At 40.8% G+C, this 23,381-nt stretch carries 17 protein-coding genes and 1 riboswitch; of the genes, 6 read left to right on the top strand and 11 right to left on the bottom strand.

Annotated features, from left to right (window positions below):
• Nucleotides 1–5 precede the first annotated feature (5 nt).
• Entirely contained in the window at nt 6–2,603 is a 2,598-nt protein-coding gene (locus N5O98_RS11275; RefSeq protein ID WP_229127976.1) for a collagen-like triple helix repeat-containing protein, read from the top strand.
• A gap of 567 nt (nt 2,604–3,170) precedes the next feature.
• On the top strand, nt 3,171–4,730 hold the full coding sequence (locus N5O98_RS11270; RefSeq protein ID WP_008648727.1) for an ATP-binding protein: 1,560 nt from the start codon (nt 3,171–3,173) through the stop codon (nt 4,728–4,730).
• A gap of 41 nt (nt 4,731–4,771) precedes the next feature.
• Here N5O98_RS11270 and N5O98_RS11265 read toward each other — a convergent pair whose 3' ends face one another.
• Together N5O98_RS11265 and N5O98_RS11260 are read right to left on the bottom strand one after the other, a co-directional pair.
• Nucleotides 4,772–6,346, bottom strand: coding sequence for an Rne/Rng family ribonuclease (locus N5O98_RS11265; protein ID WP_004304193.1), 1,575 nt, complete (start codon nt 6,344–6,346; stop codon nt 4,772–4,774).
• A 283-nt stretch (nt 6,347–6,629) separates the two neighbouring features.
• Complete coding sequence (locus N5O98_RS11260; RefSeq protein ID WP_004300646.1) at nt 6,630–6,905, bottom strand: HU family DNA-binding protein; 276 nt, start codon at nt 6,903–6,905, stop codon at nt 6,630–6,632.
• Between the two features lie 211 nt (nt 6,906–7,116).
• Between N5O98_RS11260 and mutY the strand changes: the two genes are divergently transcribed.
• The 4 genes from mutY to N5O98_RS11240 all read left to right on the top strand — a co-directional run bounded on the left by mutY (nt 7,117) and on the right by N5O98_RS11240 (nt 10,780).
• A complete protein-coding gene (gene mutY / locus N5O98_RS11255; RefSeq protein ID WP_004311255.1) occupies nt 7,117–8,166 on the top strand; it encodes an A/G-specific adenine glycosylase in 1,050 nt (349 codons plus the stop codon).
• A gap of 91 nt (nt 8,167–8,257) precedes the next feature.
• Complete coding sequence (locus tag N5O98_RS11250) at nt 8,258–8,737, top strand: single-stranded DNA-binding protein (RefSeq protein WP_022200014.1); 480 nt, start codon at nt 8,258–8,260, stop codon at nt 8,735–8,737.
• 77 nt (nt 8,738–8,814) lie between these two features.
• Nucleotides 8,815–10,170 carry a gliding motility-associated protein GldE gene (locus N5O98_RS11245; RefSeq protein WP_004311253.1) on the top strand — a complete coding sequence of 452 codons (1,356 nt, stop codon included), beginning with the start codon at nt 8,815–8,817 and terminating at the stop codon, nt 10,168–10,170.
• Nucleotides 10,148–10,780: a 4'-phosphopantetheinyl transferase family protein gene (locus tag N5O98_RS11240; RefSeq protein ID WP_061447523.1), complete on the top strand. Its 633-nt coding sequence runs from the start codon at nt 10,148–10,150 to the stop codon at nt 10,778–10,780. Before N5O98_RS11245 ends, N5O98_RS11240 begins: the two co-directional genes overlap by 23 nt.
• A 161-nt stretch (nt 10,781–10,941) precedes the next feature.
• Here the strand turns inward: N5O98_RS11240 and N5O98_RS11235 are convergent, their stop codons facing one another.
• The 9 genes from N5O98_RS11235 to N5O98_RS11195 form a co-directional block, all read right to left on the bottom strand.
• The gene (locus N5O98_RS11235; RefSeq protein ID WP_004300640.1) at nt 10,942–11,166 is read right to left on the bottom strand and encodes a (4Fe-4S)-binding protein; all 225 of its coding nucleotides are present in this window, start codon (nt 11,164–11,166) and stop codon (nt 10,942–10,944) included.
• Nucleotides 11,167–11,174: 8 nt separating this feature from the next.
• Nucleotides 11,175–11,477 carry a GNAT family N-acetyltransferase gene (locus N5O98_RS11230; protein WP_004300639.1) on the bottom strand — a complete coding sequence of 101 codons (303 nt, stop codon included), beginning with the start codon at nt 11,475–11,477 and terminating at the stop codon, nt 11,175–11,177.
• Nucleotides 11,478–11,557: 80 nt separating this feature from the next.
• Nucleotides 11,558–12,931 (bottom strand): tryptophanase, encoded by a 1,374-nt coding sequence (locus tag N5O98_RS11225; protein ID WP_061447522.1) that lies wholly within the window; start codon nt 12,929–12,931, stop codon nt 11,558–11,560.
• 218 nt (nt 12,932–13,149) lie between these two features.
• Complete coding sequence (locus tag N5O98_RS11220; RefSeq protein WP_004304187.1) at nt 13,150–14,460, bottom strand: DUF5074 domain-containing protein; 1,311 nt, start codon at nt 14,458–14,460, stop codon at nt 13,150–13,152.
• Between the two features lie 49 nt (nt 14,461–14,509).
• Nucleotides 14,510–16,522: a YncE family protein gene (locus N5O98_RS11215; protein ID WP_004304186.1), complete on the bottom strand. Its 2,013-nt coding sequence runs from the start codon at nt 16,520–16,522 to the stop codon at nt 14,510–14,512.
• A gap of 19 nt (nt 16,523–16,541) precedes the next feature.
• Complete coding sequence (locus N5O98_RS11210; protein ID WP_061447521.1) at nt 16,542–18,587, bottom strand: TonB-dependent receptor plug domain-containing protein; 2,046 nt, start codon at nt 18,585–18,587, stop codon at nt 16,542–16,544.
• A 184-nt stretch (nt 18,588–18,771) separates the two neighbouring features.
• Nucleotides 18,772–18,971: riboswitch (cobalamin riboswitch) on the bottom strand.
• Nucleotides 18,972–19,741: 770 nt separating this feature from the next.
• Nucleotides 19,742–20,686, bottom strand: coding sequence for a DUF5106 domain-containing protein (locus tag N5O98_RS11205; RefSeq protein ID WP_004304184.1), 945 nt, complete (start codon nt 20,684–20,686; stop codon nt 19,742–19,744).
• Nucleotides 20,687–20,843: 157 nt separating this feature from the next.
• The gene (locus tag N5O98_RS11200; RefSeq protein WP_004311246.1) at nt 20,844–22,625 is read right to left on the bottom strand and encodes a sensor histidine kinase; all 1,782 of its coding nucleotides are present in this window, start codon (nt 22,623–22,625) and stop codon (nt 20,844–20,846) included.
• 27 nt (nt 22,626–22,652) lie between these two features.
• Nucleotides 22,653–23,342 carry a response regulator transcription factor gene (locus N5O98_RS11195; protein WP_004300631.1) on the bottom strand — a complete coding sequence of 230 codons (690 nt, stop codon included), beginning with the start codon at nt 23,340–23,342 and terminating at the stop codon, nt 22,653–22,655.
• Nucleotides 23,343–23,381 lie beyond the last annotated feature (39 nt).

The raw sequence follows: 23,381 nt of genomic DNA, 5'->3' as shown, positions 1-23,381 counted from the left end.
TAGTTATGAAGAAAAATTTTGTTAGGGTAATGCTTTTCGGGGCATTGACGCTTGCTACTGTCACTTATGTAGGCTGTAAAGACTATGATGATGACATCGACAATCTGCAAACGCAGATTGATGCCAATGCGGCAGGTCTTGCTGAACTGCAAGCAAAAGTGAATGCAGGTAATTGGGTAACAGACATTAAAAGTATCACTGGTGGATTTGAAATTACTTTCAACAATGGAAATAAATATTCTATTGTGAATGGTAAAGATGGATCTGTCGTTGAAATTGGAGAAAATGGAAACTGGTTTATAGACGGTGCTGATACTGGGAAACCGGCACGAGGTGAAAAGGGTGAGACCGGTGCTACTGGTCCTGTTGGCCCCGAAGGTCCTGTTGGCCCCGAAGGTCCTGTTGGCCCCGAAGGTCCTGTTGGTCCTGAAGGTCCTGTTGGTCCTGCCGGTCCTGCCGGAAAATCTCCTTTTATTGGCGATGGAACAGGTGAATTTGAAAAAGATTATTGGTATTTTTATGATGACGTTACAAATAAATGGGTAAAAGGTGATTATTCGTCAGCCACTGTTTATGCTGTACAGAATGAGGGATTACCTAGCTTCACTCTACATGTAAAAGATAAAACTACTGGAACTGAATTAACAAGTATTTTGCCTACTGCAGCTTTGATTAGTAGCATTGAAGGAGTGAATATTAATAATGGTAAAATCACTACAGGCGGAACAAAGGAACTTAAATTAAGTTATGCTCAATGCAAAGCTGATTTCACTTTTGGTATGGGTGATGAGAAAAAAGAATTTAAGAAAAATGACCTGTTAATAACTAATTCCGGCGTGTTGAATGCGTTGATTAATCCGGTAGGTCCTGACTTTACTGATAGCAAATATCAAATCTATTTGATGAATTCTCAAAATGAAGCTAATTTTGTTATCTCTAAGATCGAACAAAATAAAACTGCAAAACCATTGACACGTGCTACCGAAGCTAAAGTGAATCGTGGTGTTTACGACCTTACTGTTACACTAAAAGATGGTTTGAATCTGGAGAATGCCCTTCCTGCCGATGAAGCATACGCATTCTGTACAAAAGACGCATGGAACAATGAAATAATCTCTGCTTATGATGTTAAAATCAAACCAGAAGCAGTTACAAGTGCTACTAAACTGGTAGATGCAGCAGTGTCCGCAAAAGTTGGTGAGGTACAGGTTTTGGATGACTTGGCAGCTGCAGCTACCACCACTCCTATGGATTTGAGTACAGTCTATGCATATTATTATAAGTTGGCAGCCGATGCTCCTGAAGGTGTAACATTGGGAACGAACGAGGCCGGCAAACAAACCATCACTTCTACCAAAGGGCAAGAAGCAAAGGTTGAAGTCTGCTATATAACTACAAATGGTATTCCTTTTGATGGAGAAGCTCATGAGGGCATTGATTATTCTAGCGTCGGTGGCTCCTCTGCTCCGGCTAAACTGACTGTCACCTTTAAGCAAATAGAAACAAAATCTTTGGCAGCACAGACGGTAGTTTGGAATAAATCAGAAAAATCCGACATTGTTGTGTCAGCAGCTAATATTAAGGCAATCAAAGACGCTATTACAGCTGCTAAACTTGCTAGCTCAACTGCTACGGTTAACGATGGAGACAAAGTGAAGTTCAGTGGTATTGGTGCTTCTGGTGATACTAAATATGATAACCTGAAACTGACAGTAGCCGCTGCATACAAGGGTACTATGGAAGTCGTATTGACAGTTGACGTCGACGCAACGAAGCAAATTATATTCAAAATGCCGGTAACTGTTGACTATAAGATGCCTGTATTTACAAAAACTTCAGGTATGTGGACTGAAGATGACGAGGTATCTCTTCTGATTAATGAAACTAAGAATGGTGATAAGATTCAGAGCATCAGCCTCGAAAGAGAAATGGGCTCAATCTTTACTACATGGAGCGCTATTACTGAAGGAGTTAATGCAGGTATATACAACAATATTACGTATGCTATAGACAAGAATGGTGAAGATCCTGTAGGAAGTGAATCTAACGGTAAATTCACAGTAGACATGGATCACGCTAAAGACAATATGGCATTGACCGTAAATGTAAATTGTCAACCTAACGATGCTGCTGAACCTGCTTCAATTGCTAACCAAAAGGTGAAATTTATCTCATTATCAAAACTGCTTACATCAACATTTGGTGCAACGGACGCTAAAAAAGGTATCACAACAGCGTATACAGCTGAAACCATAGATGCAGAGATTGATGTACTGGGTGACATTGTATGGAAAGACAGAAAAGGTAAGAATATGTGGCCGACTGCAAATGGTGAAACTTATGACACTAGTGTTTTGACTACCGCTGACGATGTTCTTGCTCTTTATGGATATTCTATTAAGGTAGAACTAAGTGATAAAGTTAACTTCGAGTTTGATGCTAATAAGAAACTGAAATTAACAACAGTTGGTAAGGCCTTGAAGGGTCTTGTGCAAGATTTGGTAGTGACGGTTACTATTACTCCTTCAATCAGCTGGAGCGCAACATCTCCTGCACCTGTGGTGAAGACAGTAACATTCCCTACTGCTCTCTTTGCGGATTAATTTGAAATCCTTTAATGTTCTATTAGATAGTTCCTCTATATTTGCCTCTGGCAGAGGTGGGAGCTATCTCTAGAATGATATAACATAATAGGAGAGCCCGTGCTTGTTGAAGTGCGCTCTCTCCATAAATATGAAACCCTTCTTCACCGAAGTGTGAAGATTATATGTTGAGAAGTGACAAAGCGAAGAGACACAGCTTGTGAAAGTCCATCCTTCTATCTTTATTCTTCTATTAGAAAAGGGATGCCTCCCCACATTTCCCACTGGCATCCCTTTTATCTTTACTCTTGGAACGTCTTTTTTGTTGTACTAGAATCAAATTGCTAGTCGCCCATTTCCCTATAGGTAAAGGAGATGTCCCCAAGATACAGAAAGCCCGAGCTTGCGAAAGTCCGGGCTTTTCGTAATTTTGTGCAGTCATCATCCCCTTATTTTATCGTCCCTAAGTTTCCGGGGAAATGTGCAGAATGAATGATTGAAAAGAATCTTTTAACCTGCTATGACAAAGAGTTCTATTAAAAATATATATCTTTGCAAGAAAGGCATTGATTAATAAAAGAAGAGAATATGAGCCATAAAATTTATCCGATCGGCATTCAGAATTTCGAAAAAATTCGTAATGACGGTTATTTCTATATTGATAAGACAGCACTGATGTATCAAATGGTAAAGACTGGAAGTTATTACTTCTTGAGTCGTCCGCGCCGTTTCGGAAAGAGTCTGCTCGTCTCCACCTTAGAGGCCTATTTTCAAGGAAAGAAAGAACTGTTTGAAGGGCTGGCTGTGGAAAAACTGGAAAAGGACTGGATAAAATATCCTATACTGCATCTGGACCTTAATATCGAGAAATATGATACATCCGAAAGTCTGGATAATATACTTGATAAATCGCTGACAGCATGGGAAAAACTATATGGTGCCGAGCCGTCCGAACGTTCGTTTTCTTTGCGTTTTGCCGGTATTATAGAGCGCGCCTGTAAGTTGGCGGGGCAACGTGTGGTTATTCTTGTCGATGAATATGATAAACCCATGTTGCAAGCCATCGGTAATGAGGAATTACAAAAGCAATTTCGGAATACATTAAAGCCTTTTTATGGAGCGCTTAAAACAATGGACGGTTGCATCAAGTTTGCATTCCTTACCGGTGTGACAAAGTTTGGCAAAGTCAGTGTGTTTAGTGACTTGAACAACTTGGACGATATATCCATGCGAAAAGATTATGTTGAAATCTGTGGGGTTAGCGATCAGGAACTTCATGATACTTTGGATGCCGAGCTTCATGAATTTGCGGACGTACGCGGTGTGACGTATGATAAACTCTGTGCAGAATTGAAAGAATGTTATGACGGCTATCACTTTACACACAATTCAATCGGCATGTACAATCCGTTTAGTTTGCTCAATGCTTTTAAGTATAGAGAATTTGGCAGCTATTGGTTTGAAACGGGCACACCGACCTATCTGGTGAAATTGCTGCAAAAACATCATTATGACTTGGAGCGGATGACGCATGAAGAAACCGACGCCCAAGTATTGAATAGCATAGACTCTGAATCTACTAATCCCATTCCGGTGATTTATCAGAGTGGTTATCTCACTATTAAAGGGTATGATGAAGAATTTGGAATGTATCGGTTAGGTTTCCCGAATCGTGAAGTAGAAGAAGGATTTGTCCGTTTCCTGCTTCCTTATTATGCGAATGTAAATAAGGTAGAATCTCCGTTTGAAATTCAGAAATTTGTTCGTGAAGTACGTTCCGGGGATTATAATTCTTTCTTCCGTCGTCTGCAAAGTTTCTTTGCAGATACCACCTACGAAGTGATTCGCGATCAGGAATTGCATTACGAGAATGTGCTTTTCATTGTCTTTAAACTGGTCGGCTTCTATGCCAAAGTGGAATATCATACAAGCGAAGGGCGCATCGATCTTGTCTTGCAGACAGACAAATTCATTTATATCATGGAATTTAAACTGAATGGTATGGCCGAAGAAGCCTTGCAGCAGATAAATGACAAGCATTATGCTCTTCCTTTCGAGATGGATGAACGGAAACTCTTTAAAATAGGAGTGAACTTCAGTGCGGAAACCCGTAATATTGAAAAATGGATAGTTGAAGAAAATAGATAAAACAAAAAGGCGACTCGTTTTGACCGGGCCGCCTTTTCTGTCTATTTGATTTCGATTTCTTCCTTCATATCGATTTCTTCTCCATGTGTATCATAGAACACATATTGCAGAAATGCGAGTTTTTGACTTGGAATAATCTTGATACCGAATCCGTATTTCATTTGCCACTTCCGTTTCAGAGAAACGAGTCCCTGATTGATATAGGCGGCAACATACGGATGGACGTGTAACGAGAATTTCTTAACCTTCAGTTTATTGACCAGGTAATCAATTTTACTCTCCAAAGTGTCCGTAAAGAGAATGGACGACTTGATAGTGCCTTTGCCGAAGCAAGTAGGGCAGGTTTCGGTCGTGTTGACGTCCATTGCCGGACGCACACGTTGGCGTGTAATCTGCATTAGCCCGAATTTGCTAAGCGGCAGAATATTATGCCGTGCCCTGTCTTTCTGCATATTGGCACACATTCGTTCATAAAGCTTCTGACGGTTTTCGGCTTCATTCATATCGATGAAGTCCACGACAATGATACCACCCATGTCTCTTAATCGCAGTTGGCGGGCCAGCTCGTCGGCGGCTCCCAGATTTACTTCGAGTGCGTTACCTTCCTGCCCGTTGGCATTCTTGGTGCGATTACCGCTGTTCACGTCTACTACGTGAAGCGCCTCAGTGTGCTCAATAATCAGATAGGCACCACTCTTGTAAGAGACTGTTTTACCAAACGATGATTTAATCTGCTTGGTGATACCGAAATTGTCGTAAATGGGAAGTTGGCCTTTGTACAGTTTCACGATATTAGCCCGGTCGGGCGCAATCAGTGATACGTAATCCCTAATTTCATTGTACACAGCCTCGTCGTTGACGTGAATATTCTCAAATGATGGGTTGAAGAGGTCGCGCAACAAACCTACGGCGCGGCTGGTTTCTTCATAAATCAACGTCGGGTACTTGGTGGCTTTTTGTACTTTTACCATCGCATCTTCCCAATGCTTAACCAAAACTTTAAGCTCTCCGTCGAGTTCGGCTACGCGTTTGCCTTCGGCTACCGTGCGGACAATGACACCAAAGTTTTTAGGCTTGATGCTCATCAGCAGTTGTTTAAGGCGGGCGCGCTCTTCGCTCGATTTAATCTTTTGTGAAACAGAAACCTTATCATTGAAAGGGATCAGTACGAGATAGCGTCCGGCAAACGAAATTTCGGACGTCAGTCGCGGTCCCTTAGTGGAGATCGGTTCCTTAACGATTTGCACCACTACTTCTTGTCCTACTTTGAGGGTGTTGGATACAGTTCCATCCTTGTCAAGGTCGGGAAGCAGGGTTGCTTTGCTGATGGAGGTCAGCTTCTTTTTGTCGCTTAAAGTCTGCTTTACAAACTTTTCGAGTGAGTTAAATTGAGGACCCAAGTCTAAATAATGAAGGAAAGCGTCTTTCTCGTAACCGACGTCTACAAAGCATGCATTTAGTCCGGGCATCAATTTCTTGATACGTCCCAAATACATATTGCCCACAGAGAAAGAAATATTTCTTCCTTCGCTTTGAAGTTCCACCAGGCTCTTATCTTCGAGAAGGGCGATGGAGACCTCTTTGGGCTGTACGTCAACTACTAGTTCATTTGTCACTGTTTTGTTTCTTTATTATTGATTGAATCTCGTTTATATGAACAACTTTTTTGACAAATTGTTCATTTTGGGTTAGCTACTTAAACAAAGAACAAACTTGAAAGACATTAGCTTCGCAAGTTTGTTCTTTATTTCTGTGTGATCCAGACTTAAAAATTATTTTTTGCTTTTATGTCTGTTCTTTCTTAGTCTTTTTTTACGCTTGTGCGTAGACATTTTATGTCTTTTTTTCTTTTTTCCGCTTGGCATAGCTTCACATTTTATGGGTTAATACTCTTGTTTATTATTTCTTTACTGAAATTGTAAATGTCTTAGCCGGTTTGAAAGCCGGAATGTTGTGCTCCGGAATAATGATCGTAGTGTTTTTAGAAATGTTACGAGCAGTTTTCTGTGCTCTTTTCTTTACTACGAAACTACCAAACCCACGCAGGTATACGTTCTCATCGTTAGACAGTGAATCCTTTACTGCATCCATAAATGCCTCAACTGTTGTAAGAACTGTCTGCTTATCAATCCCAGTTTTCTTTGTAATCTCGTTTACAATATCTGCTTTAGTCATTTTTCCTTAAAAAAAATATTATTACTATGTTATTGCTAATTTTTTGGACTGCAAATATATAGCTTTTTAAGCTCCTAAAAAAATATATTCTGCACATTTTTCTAAAAAAATAGTGGCATAGGGTTTTCTTAGAGCTAAAAGAGTTACTTTTGTGTGCCTTTTGAGTAGGATATACAAGATAAATGTTAGATAATACATTAGGAATGAGGATATGAACGAGTTTACGAAAACGATTGTAGAGTGGTATGAAGAGAATAAACGTGAACTGCCCTGGAGGGAGTCTGCCGATCCGTATCTGATCTGGATTTCGGAGATTATTCTTCAACAGACGCGGGTGGCGCAGGGGTATGATTATTTTCTTCGCTTTATCAAGCGTTTTCCCGATGTACAGACTTTGGCTGCTGCGGATGAGGACGAGGTGATGAAGTATTGGCAGGGGTTGGGGTATTATTCGCGTGCCCGCAATCTTCATGCTGCCGCCAAAAGCATGAATGGTGTTTTCCCGAAAACATATCCGGAAGTGCTGGCTCTGAAAGGAGTGGGGGGGTACACGGCGGCAGCTATCTGTTCGTTTGCTTACGGTATGCCTTATGCGGTGGTGGATGGTAATGTGTATCGGGTGCTTTCACGTTATTTCGGTATAGATACTCCGATTGATTCGACGGAAGGAAAGAAACTTTTTGCAGCATTGGCAGATGAGATGTTGGATAAGAAGCATCCGGCTGTTTACAATCAGGGGATAATGGATTTCGGAGCGATTCAGTGTACTCCGCAGTCGCCCAACTGTTTGTTTTGTCCCTTGGCAGGCGGTTGCTCGGCACTTTCGAAGGGGTTAGTGACAAAGCTTCCGGTGAAACAGCATAAAACAAAGACTACCAACCGTTACTTCAATTATATTTATGTACGTGCGGGCGCGTATACCTTTATAAATAAACGAACAGGAAATGATATTTGGAAGAATCTGTTCGAATTGCCATTGATAGAGACTCCGACGGCTCTTTCGGAGGAAGAATTTCTTGCTTTGCCGGAATTCCGTGCATTCTTTGCATCGGGGGAAGTGCCGGTGGTGCGTTCTGTTTGCAGGGAAGTGAAGCATGTGTTGTCTCACCGGGTGATTTATGCTAATCTGTATGAAGTAACATTATCTGAAAATTTGACTTCTTTCGGTGATTTCCAGAAAATAAAAGTGGAGGAACTGGAGCAGTACGCTATTTCAAGGCTGGTGCAAACTCTGCTGCAAGCACTAAATGGCAAGTATTAAGTTTTAATACTTAAAATTCTTGCATCCTATTGTTATTCTGTTTAATTTTGGCAGCAGATTTAATTTTAAGAATCATAAACTTGATGCATATATGTCAGTAAATAAAGTAATATTGTTGGGAAATGTAGGACAAGATCCTCAGGTGAAGTATTTCGATACAGGTTCAGCGGTGGCTACTTTCCGTTTAGCTACAACTGATAGGGCCTATACATTGCAAAATGGGACCCAAGTGCCCGAAAGAACAGAGTGGCATAATATCGTTGCATCTAACCGTTTGGCGGAGATTGTAGATAAATATGTGCACAAAGGTGACAAACTGTATCTGGAAGGGAAGATAAGAACGCGTTCTTACAGCGACCAGTCGGGTGCTATGCGCTATATTACCGAAATTTATGTGGATAATATGGAAATGTTGTCTCCGAAAGGAGCCAACCCGGGTGCGGGGGCTTCTGCTTCTGGACAGCCTGTTATGGGACAGCAGCAACAACCGGTTGTCAGCCAGCCGCAACAAACGCAGCAGTCGCAGGCGCAACCTGTACAAGATAATCCGGCAGATGATTTGCCGTTCTAAATAATGTGATAGTGTGCCAATCGATTTTTTCTAACTCATTGGCACATTATCTTTTGTTTAACTAAAATATAAACTCTTTGGACTCAGATGGTTATTTAAGCCAATTGGCTGACATTTTCAACGGTATTACCGTAAACACTCCTTCTATCTCTGCTATTATTGCCATAGTGCTGGCAGGTGTGCTTCTGCTTGCTTCCGGCTTTGCTTCGGCTTCCGAAATAGCTTTTTTCTCGCTATCTCCTTCTGATCGGAATGATATTGATGAGCGCAATCATCCTTCCGACGATAAAATAAGTGCTCTTCTTGGGGACACCGAACGTCTCTTGGCAACGATATTGATTACGAACAATTTTGTGAATGTGACCATTATCATGCTCTGCAATTTCTTCTTTATGAATGTGTTTGTTTTCCATTCTCCGTTGGCAGAGTTCCTGATACTGACCGTCATCCTGACCTTCCTCCTGTTGTTGTTCGGTGAAATTATGCCTAAGATCTATTCGGCACAGAAAACATTGACTTTTTGCCGTTTTTCGGCACCGGGAATTTACTTTCTGGAAAAGGTATTCCGTCCGATAGCTACTGTGCTTGTGCGTTCGACAACTTTTCTGAATAAGCATTTTGTGAAGAAGAGCCACAATATTTCTGTGGATGAACTGTCGCACGCGTTGGAACTGACGGATAAAGCAGAGCTTTCTGAAGAGAACAATATTCTGGAGGGAATTATCCGTTTCGGTGGGGAAACCGTGAAGGAGGTGATGACATCACGTCTGGATATGGTCGATCTGGATATCCGTACATCTTTCAAGGAGGTGATGCAATGTATCATTGAAAATGCTTATTCACGTATTCCTATCTATTCCGGTTCACGGGACAATATTAAAGGGGTGCTGTATATTAAAGACCTTCTGCCTCATGTCAATAAGGGGGATAATTTCCGTTGGCAGTCATTGATTCGCCCGGCTTATTTTGTGCCGGAGACGAAGATGATTGATGATTTGCTGCGTGACTTCCAGGCGAATAAGATTCATATTGCTATCGTTGTGGATGAGTTTGGAGGAACTTCCGGGCTGGTAACGATGGAGGATATTATCGAAGAGATTGTAGGTGAGATTCACGACGAATACGATGACGAAGAGCGTACATACGTTGTTTTGAATGACCATACCTGGATATTTGAAGCGAAAACGCAGTTGACGGATTTCTATAAGATTGCAAAAGTGGACGAAGACGAGTTTGAAAAGGTGGTGGGTGATGCAGATACATTGGCAGGTATGTTGCTCGAAATTAAAGGTGAATTCCCGGCGCTGCATGAGAAAGTGACGTATCACAATTATGAGTTTGAAGTGCTCGAAATGGATAGTCGCCGTATATTGAAAGTTAAGTTTACAATTCTGCGGAAAGAAATGGAAGATGGCGTCGTTTCTGCAGTATAAGACGAATGGCATACAGTGGGCTGTCTGGAAGATGGAAGAGTCTTTGGATGCTTTATTGCTTCTTTTGCCCGGTGCGCGAAGAGCTTTCTGTGAGCAGGAATTGAATCGCTTTGTCTCCGAACGTCGTAAGATGGAATGGTTGTCGGTTCGTGTTCTGTTGTATTCCATGTTGCAGGAGGATAAGGAAATCGGTTACTCTCCCGAGGGGAAACCTTATCTCACAGATCATTCTTTTTTTATCAGTATTTCTCATACGAAAGGTTATGTGGCGGTGATGCTTGCTTCTTCGGTTCCGGTAGGCATTGACATTGAACAATATGCCCAACGGGTTCACAAGGTATGCGACCGCTATGTCCGTCCTGATGAGCAAGTAGAATCTTATCAGGGAGATATAACTTGGGGGCTGTTATTGCATTGGTCGGCAAAGGAAGCTGTTTTCAAGCGGATGGAAAATGCGGATGCTGATCTTCGTAAACTCCGGCTGACGCATTTTATTCCTCAAGAGGAGGGGACGTTTCAGGTTCAGGAGTTAGTTAAGGCGCAGCAAGAACTTTATTCTGTCGGTTATCGTATTTGTCAGGACTTTGTATTGACGTGGACATTGAATTGAACGGATGAGGAAATGTGTGAGGCTCTTTTCTCGGTGTGTTATCATTGTCCGAATGTAGTGTCTTTCTAAAACGAAAAATGAGACTGCCTCATTTTTTTATTTTGAAGCAATCTCATTTTTATGAATTCAAAGCCTTTCAGGCGAAGTCTTTCACTATTGGGTTATTTCTCTTTTTTATTAAGTCGATAGCTCAATGCTCCTGACGGACATTTGCCGATTTGTGCAATTAATTCTTCTGTTGTCGCATTTTCAATCTGCACCCAGGGTCTTTCTTTGGGATGATAAACATTGGGTAGCATCTTTACACATATTCCGGCGTGCTGACATAATTCAGGCTGCCACACAATGGTCAGTTCACCATTAGTATATTCAATTTTTTTTCCCATATATGTATTTATTTAATATGAATACCACGCATTACAATTCGCTTCCATTCCGGATGTTTGTGAATATATCCGGCTACAAACGGGCAAAGCGGTACCAGGCGTAGACCTTGTCGCTCGATGTCTGCCAATGCTTTTTCCGCAAGTTGTGAGCCTACTCCCTTGCCGCCTAATGAGGCGGGTACTTCGGTATGTACAAGGTATATTTCTCCATTGTTTGATTTGATATAGTCTATTTCAGCTATTTTGCCATCGATCTGAAATTCATACCTATGCTTTTCTTCGTTGTCTATTAATTTATAATCTTCTGCCATAATTTTTACGTATTAAGTTCGATTATAATATAAACACTTGGGGAACACTTTTGTTTTACGCGAACAAATATTCTCCAAGTTTATAGTCTTTCCAATTGAACTGTGAAGTGTCTCATTAAGGGAGCTTCCCAGGCGATACGTACTCCATGAGTGATGCTTTCTCTGCGTTCGTATACATTTTTGAGGGCGGCAGCTATTACATTCATGTGATTGTCGGTATATACTCTGCGGGGGATTGCGAGACGAAGTAGGTCAAGGCCGTTAAAGCGATTTTCATGGGTCACCGGATCACGGTCGGCAAGGATATAACCGATTTCACATCCACGGATACCGGCTTCCAGGTAGAGCTCTATAGTTAGCGTCTGTGCCGGGAATTCTTCTCGAGGAACATGTGTCAGGACTTTAGGCGCATCAATGAAGATAGCGTGTCCTCCGGCTGGGCGTTGGTAAGGGATTCCGTATTCATCCAGTTTCTTTGCCAGGTATTCCACTTGTTTGATACGTGTTTCGAGGTTGTCGAATTCGGTGTTTTCGTCCAGTCCGATGGCGAGGGCGTTCATATCCCGTCCGTTCATGCCTCCGTAGGTGAGATAGCCTTCGTATTGTACACAGAAGCCTTTTGCACTTTCATACCAGTCTGCACGTCGCGTGGCAATAAATCCTCCCATATTGACGATTCCGTCTTTCTTGGCGCTCATTGTCATGCCATCGGCAAGAGAGAACATTTCCCGTGTGATTTCTTTGATCGTTTTGTCTCGGTAACCTTCTTCGCGCATTTTGATGAAGTAGGCATTCTCGGCAAAACGTGCAGAGTCGAAAAGTACGGGTTTGCCATATTTGTCGGCGATGGCACGTACTTCGTACAGGTTTTGCATGGAGACGGGTTGTCCTCCGGCTGTATTGTTGGTGATGGTGACGATGATAAAAGGAATCCGTTCAGCGTATTCTGTGAGGGCTTTCTGTAATTTATCAGGGTCTATATTTCCTTTAAACGATATTTCTAGTTGGGTTTGTTTGGCTGCATCGATGGTGCAGTCTAATGCGATGGCATGACGTCCCTCGATGTGGCCTTTGGTGGTGTCAAAATGTGAGTTGCCGGGCACAATATCTCCTTCATGTACCAAATAAGAGAAAAGAACATTTTCAGCGGCACGTCCCTGATGGGTTGGTATGATGTATTCAAATCCTGTTAGTTTCGTAATCATCTCTTTCAACTTGAAGAATGAGGTCGCTCCGGCATAGCTTTCATCACCTAGCATCATTCCCGCCCATTGGCGGTCGCTCATCGCTCCGGTGCCGGAGTCGGTGATGAGATCGATATAAACTTGTTCTGATTTGAGTTGAAAGACATTATAATGTGCTTCTTTAATCCATTGCTCGCGCTCTTCACGTGTGCTTTTCCGGATGGGTTCTACCATCTTGATTTTCCATGATTCAGCAAAAGGTAATTTCATTGTTGTAGATTTAATAGTTTTGAACGACGAATGTAGCTAAAATATGCGTGATTAACAAATATATGATGACCTTTTGTAAGTTTGGCTGATGCGGATGCCTTTTTGTGAAATAGTAGGAAATCAAAATATAGTGGGTGGAGAAATGAAAAGAGTCAGACTTCCATTGGGAATATCTGACTCTTTAAAATTATAGGATGATTTCTAATGTAGTACTATGTTTATTGAAAGGCTATAGTCGATGGGAACCAATAAGTACCAGTATAATCAATTACTTCTTTTTGAGTACCAGTGACTCCATTTGCTATGTAAATATTAGTATTTAAATAATGTGTCGACCATCCGTCTTCTGTATAGATAATATATACATCTCCATTTCTGGGATCGACTTGAACACCTGCTCCATATACCGATTTATCAGCAGCGGGAGCAGAGAAGAATAGGGTAGCATTTTTTGTTTCTACATTATATTTATAAATGTTCTTGCCATATACACTGTAACCTTCTTCAAACATTTGTACTAAATATAATGCATTCTCTGTTATAGATGCACATAAGCCTGTAGGAGTATAGCCCCACTGATTATAAAAAACACTAAGTCCGTTAGGTAATTCAACTTCTTCATAATCTAATGTCTCTACATTAATTTTAATTAATTTGTTACCATTTGCGCCCCATAATGTGCCATCCTTGGTTTGGGCGAATCCTGTTTTTATTTGGTAGGCTATGTCTTGTTTAAAGGAAAGATCATTGGTATTATATACTTTAATTGTGTTTTTGCTGCTAATGAATATGTATTTGTCTGTTTTATATATATCTTCATTATCGCTGCTAACTGCATCTAAACCTGATAACTTTTCACCTAATGTCAATTGCTTTAAATTAACTTTGAATGCTCCATTACTAGTCGTAAGAATACCAGTTTCATTATTAACAATGCAAAAGTTTTGTCCTTGTGCATTTTGGTCCAACCCGTCTTCTATCTTATTCACAATTTGGTTATTTTCCAAATTCATTTTAACAAGGAAAGGACTTTGTTTACTAACGATATACATATAACCGTTATTGATAATACCTACAGTTGAAGTTACTCCTAGTCCTTCTACTATATTATATTGCCATTGTTCCTGTTTGTATCTATTAACAGAACCTTTGCCTTGACCTTCATTAATAACATAGAATGGTGGTTTAACGACTATTATATTAATACTTTTTTCCTGCGCTTCATTGTTGGCTGTTACAGTTAGCGTTATCGTGTGAGTTCCTGTGACATCACTTTGAAAAGTATAAGTGCTTTGGGTAGAGACTTCCTTTCCAGCTGTTGACCATGAGTAATGAACTTCTCCTTGTGGGTTGCTTAATTGAGCTTCAAGTTGAATAATTTGTCCTGTTACTATAGTAGTTCCATCTTCTACACCTAAACTGGAAATTTCTACTTTTGTGCTATTGTCATCGTCATCACTACATGATGTTGAAACAAATGGCAGTGCGAATAATGCCAACAGATAAAGTTGGCTGATTAAGAATTTCATTTTCTTCATTTTTCTTGAATTAATAAATTATATATAGTTTATTGTCTTTCTATTTCTTGAAGTGTAAATCTTCAACGGCCTGTAGCTCTGTGGAGATTTCTCCCATCCATCCACTATTTTGGTTGACTGCCGTATAGATTCTTACAAAATCGATTCCATCTAATACGACAGGATTTCCGTTCTTATCTACTGCCCAGTCTATTTTGAATTTACATTGTTCTTCTCCATTCGGATGATTATCGGCATATCCCCAGGCATAACAATAACCCACCCAATGTTCGGGCATATTTTCATGCGGTTCATTCACTGTATTATCTTTCAGACGACTTCCGTGGAATGTGATTTGATCTTCCTTTATCCATGCTGGGTAATAAGAATTTGTTGTATGGTAATCATTCCGATATACATATCCTTCATTACCTTTATTGTCAGTCCACTTAACATCTTCTTTCGGAGAGGATGGGCGATAATATGTGATTGTATAATTTTTGGTCGTAGCAGGAGAGTTATATTCACTTCCTGCCAGTTCATACCATTCATCATCTGCTAATCCATTTCCATTAGTGTCTTTGGACACTAATACAATACCAGGTTCAGCGCTTCCCCCGAGAGCACCGGTCAATGTTCCGAACATATCATAGTATGCGTTACCATATATCTTAAGATCGTATTCACCCGGGACATTAGGAACGGTATGATCGAATCCTACTGTGATATAACCACCATATGCTCCAAGACTAATCAAGCATAGGTCGGTATCTTTCAATTGTTCTTCTGCATATTTTCTAACCTCTTCAGCGGTATAATTCTCTTTATAAGCAGTGGTAACAGTATTCATATATTGACTGGGAGCCGGATTGTAGTCTAATACTTTATTGGCAAAAGCAGAGGGGGCATTCGGGTCGGATTCTTCTCCGTCACTATCCCCAGTCGATGCTTTTTGGCTAAATATGACACTGTTGGGATTGAGACCGATACGGTTTAATCTGAATAATAATTGACCGTTTGTATTGAAACATAATACATCTCCGGTTATCGTATAGCTATATGCTTCTGTGATATACACATTACCACTATAAGGGTTGACATTAATGCTATATGGAGTACTAATCTTAGTTCCATCTGTGATGAAATTCTCCCGTATCGTCTCTCCGGTTCTTAAGTTTAGTACTTTGATAGACGATGCTTCGGTATTGTAATTATAATTATATAGATAGGCTATGTTGTTATTATCGATGGCAAAGTTCATCACTTTTTCGTTATAAATGCGTTCTACTTCGTCCGTTTGGCTATTAATCTTCACAAAGTTAAAATCTCCGTCTGCAATATTGCTTCCATAAGTTGCCACATAGACCGCTTCGTCCGGTCCTGGTGAAATACAGCCGGGGTTAGGACCAACTTCTATCTTTTTTATTTCGGTGAAAGATTCGATGTCGATAACGGAGACAGTATTATCTACCCCTAATCCTTCCGAATAGTCTAATCCTCCAGAGTTGGAGACATACAATTTCTTATTCTTAACACAAATGTTTTCCGGATTTCTTCCGGCTTTTGTGAAACTTTCTATTTGCAGCGAAGTCGTATCAATACGTGCTACTGTTCCATCAAACGAACATACATATGCTTTGTTTTCATAGAAAGCGATATGGCGTGGTTGTCTGGAACTTCCATTATCCGTAAACATGGGGATTTGTTTGATCGATATACCTGTTTGGAAGTCAATCACTTCAATGGTACTTGATACATTCACTACAATATACAGTTTACTTCCGTAGAGTACAATGTCGTTGGCTGTATCACCTAGCCCACGCTTATTCAAGTCTTTAAAATAGTTTTTGACTAGTTTGTTGCTTTTGAATGAATATTTAGCTAATGAACTATTGTTCAAGTTGAACAAACCCTCACTTAATATGTATATTTCGGCTGTTCCGGTTTCTGTAATATTACCATCTATGGTTGTTGAAGTCGACTTGTCTTCTAAGTCATCGCAAGCTACGAAGAGTGACAGGAATGCGCAAAATAGTGTCTGATATATATATAATATTTTTGTTCTTATATTCATAATTTACCTGCTTTTATTCTTAATATCTTATATTTAAAGTTGCTCTGACGAAGCGCCCTGGCATGGGGAAGTTTTTCACAATCTCATAGTTTTTGTTGGCTATGTTTAGTACTTCTACACTGACTGAAGTATGAGTTTTTAGAATGTGAAAACTGCGACTTATTGAAATACTATGATCGCTATAACCCTCCATACTATTCTCGGCTATATTTTCATTCTGCACATACCGTTTCCCAGAGAAGAGGAATGAATACGAAAAGTTGATCCACGGTGTTTCGATGCCGGCTTGTCCCGAACCGGATACACGAGGAGTATAAGCTATCTGATGTTTGTAAGTCCTCCCTGCTTCGGTAGTGGGGTCAGAATTAGTTATATCCAAAGCTTGTTGGTAGGTATAATTACCGGAGAGATTAATACGGATTCTTTCCCAGGGCTGAAGAGATAAACTACCCGTGGCGTCAATTCCTTTGATTTCAACCTCACCCAAATTTCTCATACTCCATACGGCAAGATTCTTAGTTGGGTAGGCGATGATTTTATCTGTCACCTTGTTGTAATATGCATCGATTGTGGCAGATAAATAAGGTAAGAACGGACATACGTTTTTGCTATATGTCAGACCTACGTTGTATTGTCGTGCGTTTTCCGGTCTTAATTTAGTGTTTCCCACTTCCTGATAATATAAATCATTGAAACTAGGTAAACGGAAAATGTCTTTATAAAAGAAGCGAATACGGAATTCTTCGTGATAAAATGGTTTGAATGAAGCACTTATATACGGTGTTAATTTACGATGGTTGCCGGCACTACCCCCTTCTTTTACATCCTCGTTGATAATTGTTGCTAAAGCTGATGCAGAGATTGTTAGCCAATCATTCATGTACTTCCCCGCAAAAGCTGTCAACCATGAATAACGTGTAGGTTGTGCAAACTCATTAAGATTAGCATTCATTGTATTGATGCTTCCATCTGTAGAAAGAGAGAATGAAAGATTGTCCAACATCCGGTAGAGGACAGAAGCAGAGAGGTAATACTCTTGTTGATAATAACTGTTTTCTGTCTTACCTTTAGAATTTGGAGTGTCTGGGTCCAGATAACGCTGATAACTCCAGTTCCATTTGGCAGAAGATTGAAATACCCATTGGCGGCTGAATTCTTTTTTGTATTGGCTTTGTACAAATGTATTTTTATCCCACAATTGTTGTAGAGAATGGTCATTGTAAAGAGTGGTGGCTTTGGGTAGTCCTCTGGAAGACTGAAAATAATATGCTTTAAGTCGGTACTGTTCTTTATCAGAAAAAATGCCATAAAGTCCCGCTTCAGCACGAAAAGTCTGCACGTCTGTATTCTTTCGCTTTTCACGAGAGGTCAGATCTTCTTTTGCATCTCCATAGTGTAGAGTATATGGATAATGTCCATCGGAAGACATCCATTCACCATTGGCTGATACCGTCCATTTGGAGTTTAATTGTTGTTCTAATAGTATGGAGGGATTGACCAGCCCCCATGAACCGGTTTTGAAAGATGCACTTATATTGGTTGTTTTTTCTTTCTCAAAGCGGGGAGTGAGTGTCTGGATATTCAAGATACCTGCTGCTGCAAAGAAGCGGGCGGGCTGGAAAATGTTGTCGCTTTGACCATTGCTTAAAGAGAGTTGGTCAACATTATCAAGCGAGAAACGCCCGATGTCGATTTGTCCCGTTTGGCAATCGGTTAGGGTGATCCCGTCATAGCCAACAGCGGTATGTTGTGCTCCCAGGCTTCGTATGGATACTGTTTTTAGTCCGCCAATACCTCCGTAGTCTTTTACGGTCACTCCGGCAAAGTGTTTCACTGCGTCGGATACTTGCAGGGCGTGCAGGTTTTTCAGGGCGTCTTTGGAGAATACTTGCAGGGGAGCGGTAGAACGTACTTCGCGAGTCTGATAGATATCTGATACTGTTATTTCAGGAATAGAATATGTATGTGTCGTATCTACCTTTTGCTGTTGTGCAAAAAGTGGTATGGATAAGAATTGGCAGCAGAATACTGCAAAGATCATTTTCTTAAATGTTCTCTCTTTCATTTATTCCTTATTTCAGTCTGTTGCTATTTAAAAGTGTCCGGGCGAAATCCCTTCGACCGGACACGCATAAATAAACTTGGCAGAGTTTATTCGTTTTAACACACTTTCTCTGAATTAGAGTGATGAATGAAATGATAGACGACTTGTCCGGTTCATTAGACTCAACGCTTTTTCCTCGAAAGCAGTGAAACATAATTGCATGGTAGGTCTTCTGACTTATTCCTGTTACAAACGCCTTCCCAGATTATTCTCCAGTGGCAATGAGTGAATTGCTTGTAACATGCATGGAACTTACAGCAGCGGGACTGTTCAGGATTTACACCTGATTCCCTTTTAATTGCTTCCCCCGTAAGGGAGTCGCAAACCAATGCGGGACAAAGATAGGGAGTTTATTTGTTTTTTCCAAGTTGGGGGATATTCTTTTTCTTTCGTCCTGATACGAAAGAGAAAGAACCAACTTGTTTTTTTCGATATTTTCTGTATTTTTGTAAATGAGACTGTCACTTATTACAAAATTTACCAAATTAGCGGATTTTAGAGGCGGGTATTGAGTTGCCCGCCTTTTTTTATTTGTTTGACATAAGATTAGCTTTTAAAAAGTATCTTTGTCTATGTCCAACGTTGGACGTATGAAACAGATTTATTGAAACATAATTGGTCGTTTTTTATAGGTGGATGCAGCGGTATCCACCTATTTTGTTCCTTACTGCACGGTTTTGAACTAATTCATTTCGGTATGGTTTTGAAGCAAATGATACTTTAGCAAACAAGTATTGAAGTGGTAGCCCGAGAAATAATATAGAATTTACCTAACGTACAAACGTACGTTACCTACCGTGTGAATGTCCGTTACCCACCGGGCGAGCATCAACAACCTACCAGACAAAAGTCGGTTATCTGCCGGACGAACAGTTCATGAGGGACACGGGAACAGAAACGGCACCGACGAAGTGGTCCGAACCGACAACGGCAGCATCCAAAGCCATCTTCTCTGCCCAGTATTATTGCTGTTGTTTATAACAGAAATAATACTTTTACTTACTCTTCTTTACTCTTCTCTACTCTACTGGTTTTCATTGGCTTTTCCCCCTTTACTGGTGGGCGTTTCAGCGCTTTGTACAGCCCTCTCCGAACACCCTCATTTTTGTATCGTTTTACTCTAGTTCAACATTAGTTAAGTATTCTTCGATAGCTTGTGCGGTGGCGTCTTTTAGGAGCACGGTCTTTTCTTTGTTTAAAAGGTAGAGGGTGGGGATAGCCTTCAAATCATATAGTTGTTGTTCTTTGATGGCAAATTTCTTGTCATATCCGTTGATCCATTCTTTGGGGAATTCATTCAGGTGTTTTCTCCATTCGTCCAACTCTTCGTCAGGGTAGATAGAGAGGACTGTTAGTTTCTTTTGTCCCAAAAGTCGGTTGATGATAGGTGCGTTTTTCAGGGCATCTATTGTTTCTGTGCAGGCATGACAGCCGGGGTTGTTGATGAATAGGAGGATATAGTCGGCTTGCTGTTGATAGAGGGAGCCTTGTGCGCCGGAAGCTAATGTGTAGCTGAAGTTCAGGGCTTTGGTTCCGATACGGTTTTTCTGTGCTAATTCCCGGCGGGCTTTAGGACGTACTTTCTCAATTTCCTCTAACAAGGGAGAAGCTAACATGGCGTCTAATACGGGAATATAGAATTCTTCGTTACGCATGGGGGAGTTGGGGTCGTATAAATATTTATCCGCCAGGTCGGTGATGTAGGTGAATACTTTTTTGTCTACATTCGTTTGTTCGATTGTTTTCCGCATGGCTTCTTGTGCAGTTTCCAACGGGACGTGATTCAGTATGTCACAATAATCCGCCCAAGCTTGTTCGGTCACTTCGGGGTGGTGGATGTAATTAGTGTCGGCGAAGTTGACGTTATCCCAATAGTGTTTTACCAGAAAGTCTGCCCGTTGTTCCGGGGCTGTCATCATTGGGGGGATGGCAGGCAATGTAAAGGTTTTAATGGTGTCTTGTATTACATCATTTTTGTTCAGACTGGAAGCGTTGCCGCTTTTGCAGGCACAAAGGCAAAGGATGCATATAGCTGGAAGAATATGGATGTTTGTTTTCATAACTAACAATTATTACATTGAATTTATGTAGATTACATTGGTGACAAAGATAATGTCCTTTCTACTTTATTCAAAGAATTTTTCTTCCTTTTATTTTGCTGCGTTCTCTTCTGTTAGTTTTTTTGATTAGACAAGTTTTGCAGGATAACTCCTGATTTTACTTCTCCTTTGCCAATGTAAATACAAATTCCAGCCCGCCTCCCTGATTGTTCTTGGCGGAGATGCTGCCACCGTGGATGATGACGGCGTTCTTCACAATAGCTAGTCCCAGTCCTGTTCCACCTACTTTCCGTGAACGACCTTTGTCTACCCGGTAGAAACGTTCGAAGAGACGATTCAGATGTTCGGGAGATACTCCAATACCTGTGTCGGCAAAGCTGAAATAGTAGAAATTCTCATCTTCACGGAAACAGTTGATATTGATCTGGATATTACTTCCGGCGTATGCGATGGCATTGTCCATTAGATTACGGAAGATGGAATAAAGTAGTGAGTAATTTCCTTTGATTTGTATACTCTTCTTTAAGGAGTTGACGACTGTAATATGTTTTTCGTCAAGCTCCAACGATACTTCGTTGATGATGTTACCTACCAACACACTGATGTCTACCCGTTCCATGTCGATCATGCTGGCGGCTTCATCCATGCGGGTGAGTACGGAGATGTCGCGTAATAACCGACTTAAACGGTTGCTTTGTGCATAACAACGTTCGAGGAATACGTTGATCTTCTCGCGTGGAATATTTTCATTGCTGACAATGGTTTCCAAATACCCTTGGATACTGCTGACGGGAGTTTTCAACTCATGGGCGATATTCTGGGTCAGTTGGCGTTTGAGTCTAACCTGTTCTTCTTCCTGGGTAACGTCGTTGATGGAAATCTCGAAGCTGGCATCCTGGAAGATGATACATTCTACGATAAATGTCCGTCCATTCTTATTGATGGTGACAGACATTCGTTTTTCACCTTTTCCTCTCGAACGTTCTTGCTGATTCTTATTGATAAAATGAATGATCTCTTGCAGTTCGCTGATGGCAAAGACTTCTTCTGTTGTTTCCAGGTTGGAGTCTGAAATCAGGTTACTGTATTGGGTGAAAAGATTGTTGACAAGAATCTCTTTTTTGTCTTTAGTAAATATACCTAGTCCTTCGTGTGAGATTTGAAGGTGGGTGATTAGCTTTTCACGTTCAATGTAGAGAGCTTCTTTGGTTTCGTGCAGTCGTTTGTAGATTTGAATGATGTGCTGTGATATTTCTCCCAGTTCGTTGTGCGGGAAGGCGGATTGCATAGCCATTTCGATAGGCTCGTTCCGGTCGGCGCGCATCGCAAATTCACGGAGCTGGCTGATGGAAGTCCCCAGTTTGTTGGTGAATTTGTAGAAGATAATCATTAATAATAAGGTCACGATTACGGTAAACCATAAATAGTGCGGGTCTGCTTGCAGGTTGTTGATGAGGCTGACATTGTAAGGTAAAGCCGAACGGACAATATAATCTTTATAATGAGTGGCCGAATAGAAATAGGGAACTCCGGTTGTCTCGGAAGTACGGCGTACATCATATCCGTTGCCATGTTTTATGGCTTTCTGTACTTCCGGACGGTTCAGGTGGTTCTCCATCTGGTTATTATGACTTGGATAGCTGTCGTAAACAACATTTCCTTGAGCATCAATAAGGGTTACACGCAAGTCTTCCAGGATATGGTTATTGATATAACCGTCGATGATTTCACTGTCAAGAGGTTGATTCTCCAGTTGTTCGTAGAGCCTGCTGTTGTAATCTTGCAGTTTGGTGTTTAGCAGTTCTATTTTATATTCCCGTTCACGTTGATACTGGTACGCAATAAAACAAATGGCAAATACCAGGAATAGTGAAATAACCGAAAGGAAAAGTTTTCGGCTAAAAGAAAGAAAATGCTTTTGAGTTACAGGCAGGTTCATAATAACTATTTAATTCGGCATAATTATTTATTCAGCTTCAAAACAGTATCCATATCCGAGACGGGTGACAATGCATTTGCCGTATACCCCAATCTTTTTACGTAGACGGGTGATGTTTACGTCGATAGTACGGTCGAGCACGTACACTTCGTCACTCCAGATGCGGGCCAGGATGTCTTCACGGGAAAATACACGTCCTTTATTCTGTACCAGCAGAAGCAAGATCTCAAATTCTTTTTTGGTCAATGGCACTTCTTCATCGTCGATACTTACTTTTTTCTTTGTGATGTCAATAACGAGCGACTGATAAGTAAGACGTTCGGGGACTCTTTCCGTTTCCGTTGTCACTGTGCGTCTTAATACGGCTTTCACACGGGCGATGACTTCACGCAGCGAGAAAGGTTTTGAAATATAATCGTCTGCTCCCAGGTTGAATCCGGTCACAGTATCGTTTTCGGTATCTTTTGCTGTGATAAAGATAATAGGCACTTTAGCTGTTTTCTTGTCTTTTTTCAGGATGTTCGCCATTTTGAATCCGGAGATTTCTCCCATCATCACATCGAGGAGAATCAAGTGATAGCTGCTGATGTCCATCTTCATTGCTTCTTCAGCAGAGTTTGCAGTATCAACTTCATAACCTTCGTTTTCAAGATTGAATTTCAGAATCTCACAGAGGTCTTCTTCATCGTCGACAACTAGAATACGGTAATCGTTCATAAGATGTATGTATTAATGTGATATGACAAAGTTACGTTT

Source organism: Bacteroides sp. LFL-34 (genome assembly GCF_027257075.1).
In the GTDB taxonomy this organism is placed as follows: Bacteria; Bacteroidota; Bacteroidia; order Bacteroidales; family Bacteroidaceae; genus Bacteroides; species Bacteroides ovatus.
The sequence above is the reverse complement of the archived record's forward strand: the minus strand, read 5'-3'. Positions and strand labels throughout refer to the sequence as shown.

What these genes read in the sequence shown, in the direction of transcription:
- N5O98_RS11275 (WP_229127976.1), top strand. Translation starts at nt 6, where the DNA reads ATGAAGAAAAATTTTGTTAGGGTAATGCTTTTCGGGGCATTGACGCTT.
- N5O98_RS11270 (WP_008648727.1), top strand. Translation starts at nt 3,171, where the DNA reads ATGAGCCATAAAATTTATCCGATCGGCATTCAGAATTTCGAAAAAATT.
- N5O98_RS11260 (WP_004300646.1), bottom strand. Translation starts at nt 6,905, where the DNA reads ATGACTAAAGCAGATATTGTAAACGAGATTACAAAGAAAACTGGGATT.
- mutY (WP_004311255.1), top strand. Translation starts at nt 7,117, where the DNA reads ATGAACGAGTTTACGAAAACGATTGTAGAGTGGTATGAAGAGAATAAA.
- N5O98_RS11250 (WP_022200014.1), top strand. Translation starts at nt 8,258, where the DNA reads ATGTCAGTAAATAAAGTAATATTGTTGGGAAATGTAGGACAAGATCCT.
- N5O98_RS11240 (WP_061447523.1), top strand. Translation starts at nt 10,148, where the DNA reads ATGGCGTCGTTTCTGCAGTATAAGACGAATGGCATACAGTGGGCTGTC.
- N5O98_RS11235 (WP_004300640.1), bottom strand. Translation starts at nt 11,166, where the DNA reads ATGGGAAAAAAAATTGAATATACTAATGGTGAACTGACCATTGTGTGG.
- N5O98_RS11230 (WP_004300639.1), bottom strand. Translation starts at nt 11,477, where the DNA reads ATGGCAGAAGATTATAAATTAATAGACAACGAAGAAAAGCATAGGTAT.
- N5O98_RS11225 (WP_061447522.1), bottom strand. Translation starts at nt 12,931, where the DNA reads ATGAAATTACCTTTTGCTGAATCATGGAAAATCAAGATGGTAGAACCC.
- N5O98_RS11220 (WP_004304187.1), bottom strand. Translation starts at nt 14,460, where the DNA reads ATGAAATTCTTAATCAGCCAACTTTATCTGTTGGCATTATTCGCACTG.
- N5O98_RS11215 (WP_004304186.1), bottom strand. Translation starts at nt 16,522, where the DNA reads ATGAATATAAGAACAAAAATATTATATATATATCAGACACTATTTTGC.
- N5O98_RS11210 (WP_061447521.1), bottom strand. Translation starts at nt 18,587, where the DNA reads ATGAAAGAGAGAACATTTAAGAAAATGATCTTTGCAGTATTCTGCTGC.
- N5O98_RS11205 (WP_004304184.1), bottom strand. Translation starts at nt 20,686, where the DNA reads ATGAAAACAAACATCCATATTCTTCCAGCTATATGCATCCTTTGCCTT.
- N5O98_RS11200 (WP_004311246.1), bottom strand. Translation starts at nt 22,625, where the DNA reads ATGAACCTGCCTGTAACTCAAAAGCATTTTCTTTCTTTTAGCCGAAAA.
- N5O98_RS11195 (WP_004300631.1), bottom strand. Translation starts at nt 23,342, where the DNA reads ATGAACGATTACCGTATTCTAGTTGTCGACGATGAAGAAGACCTCTGT.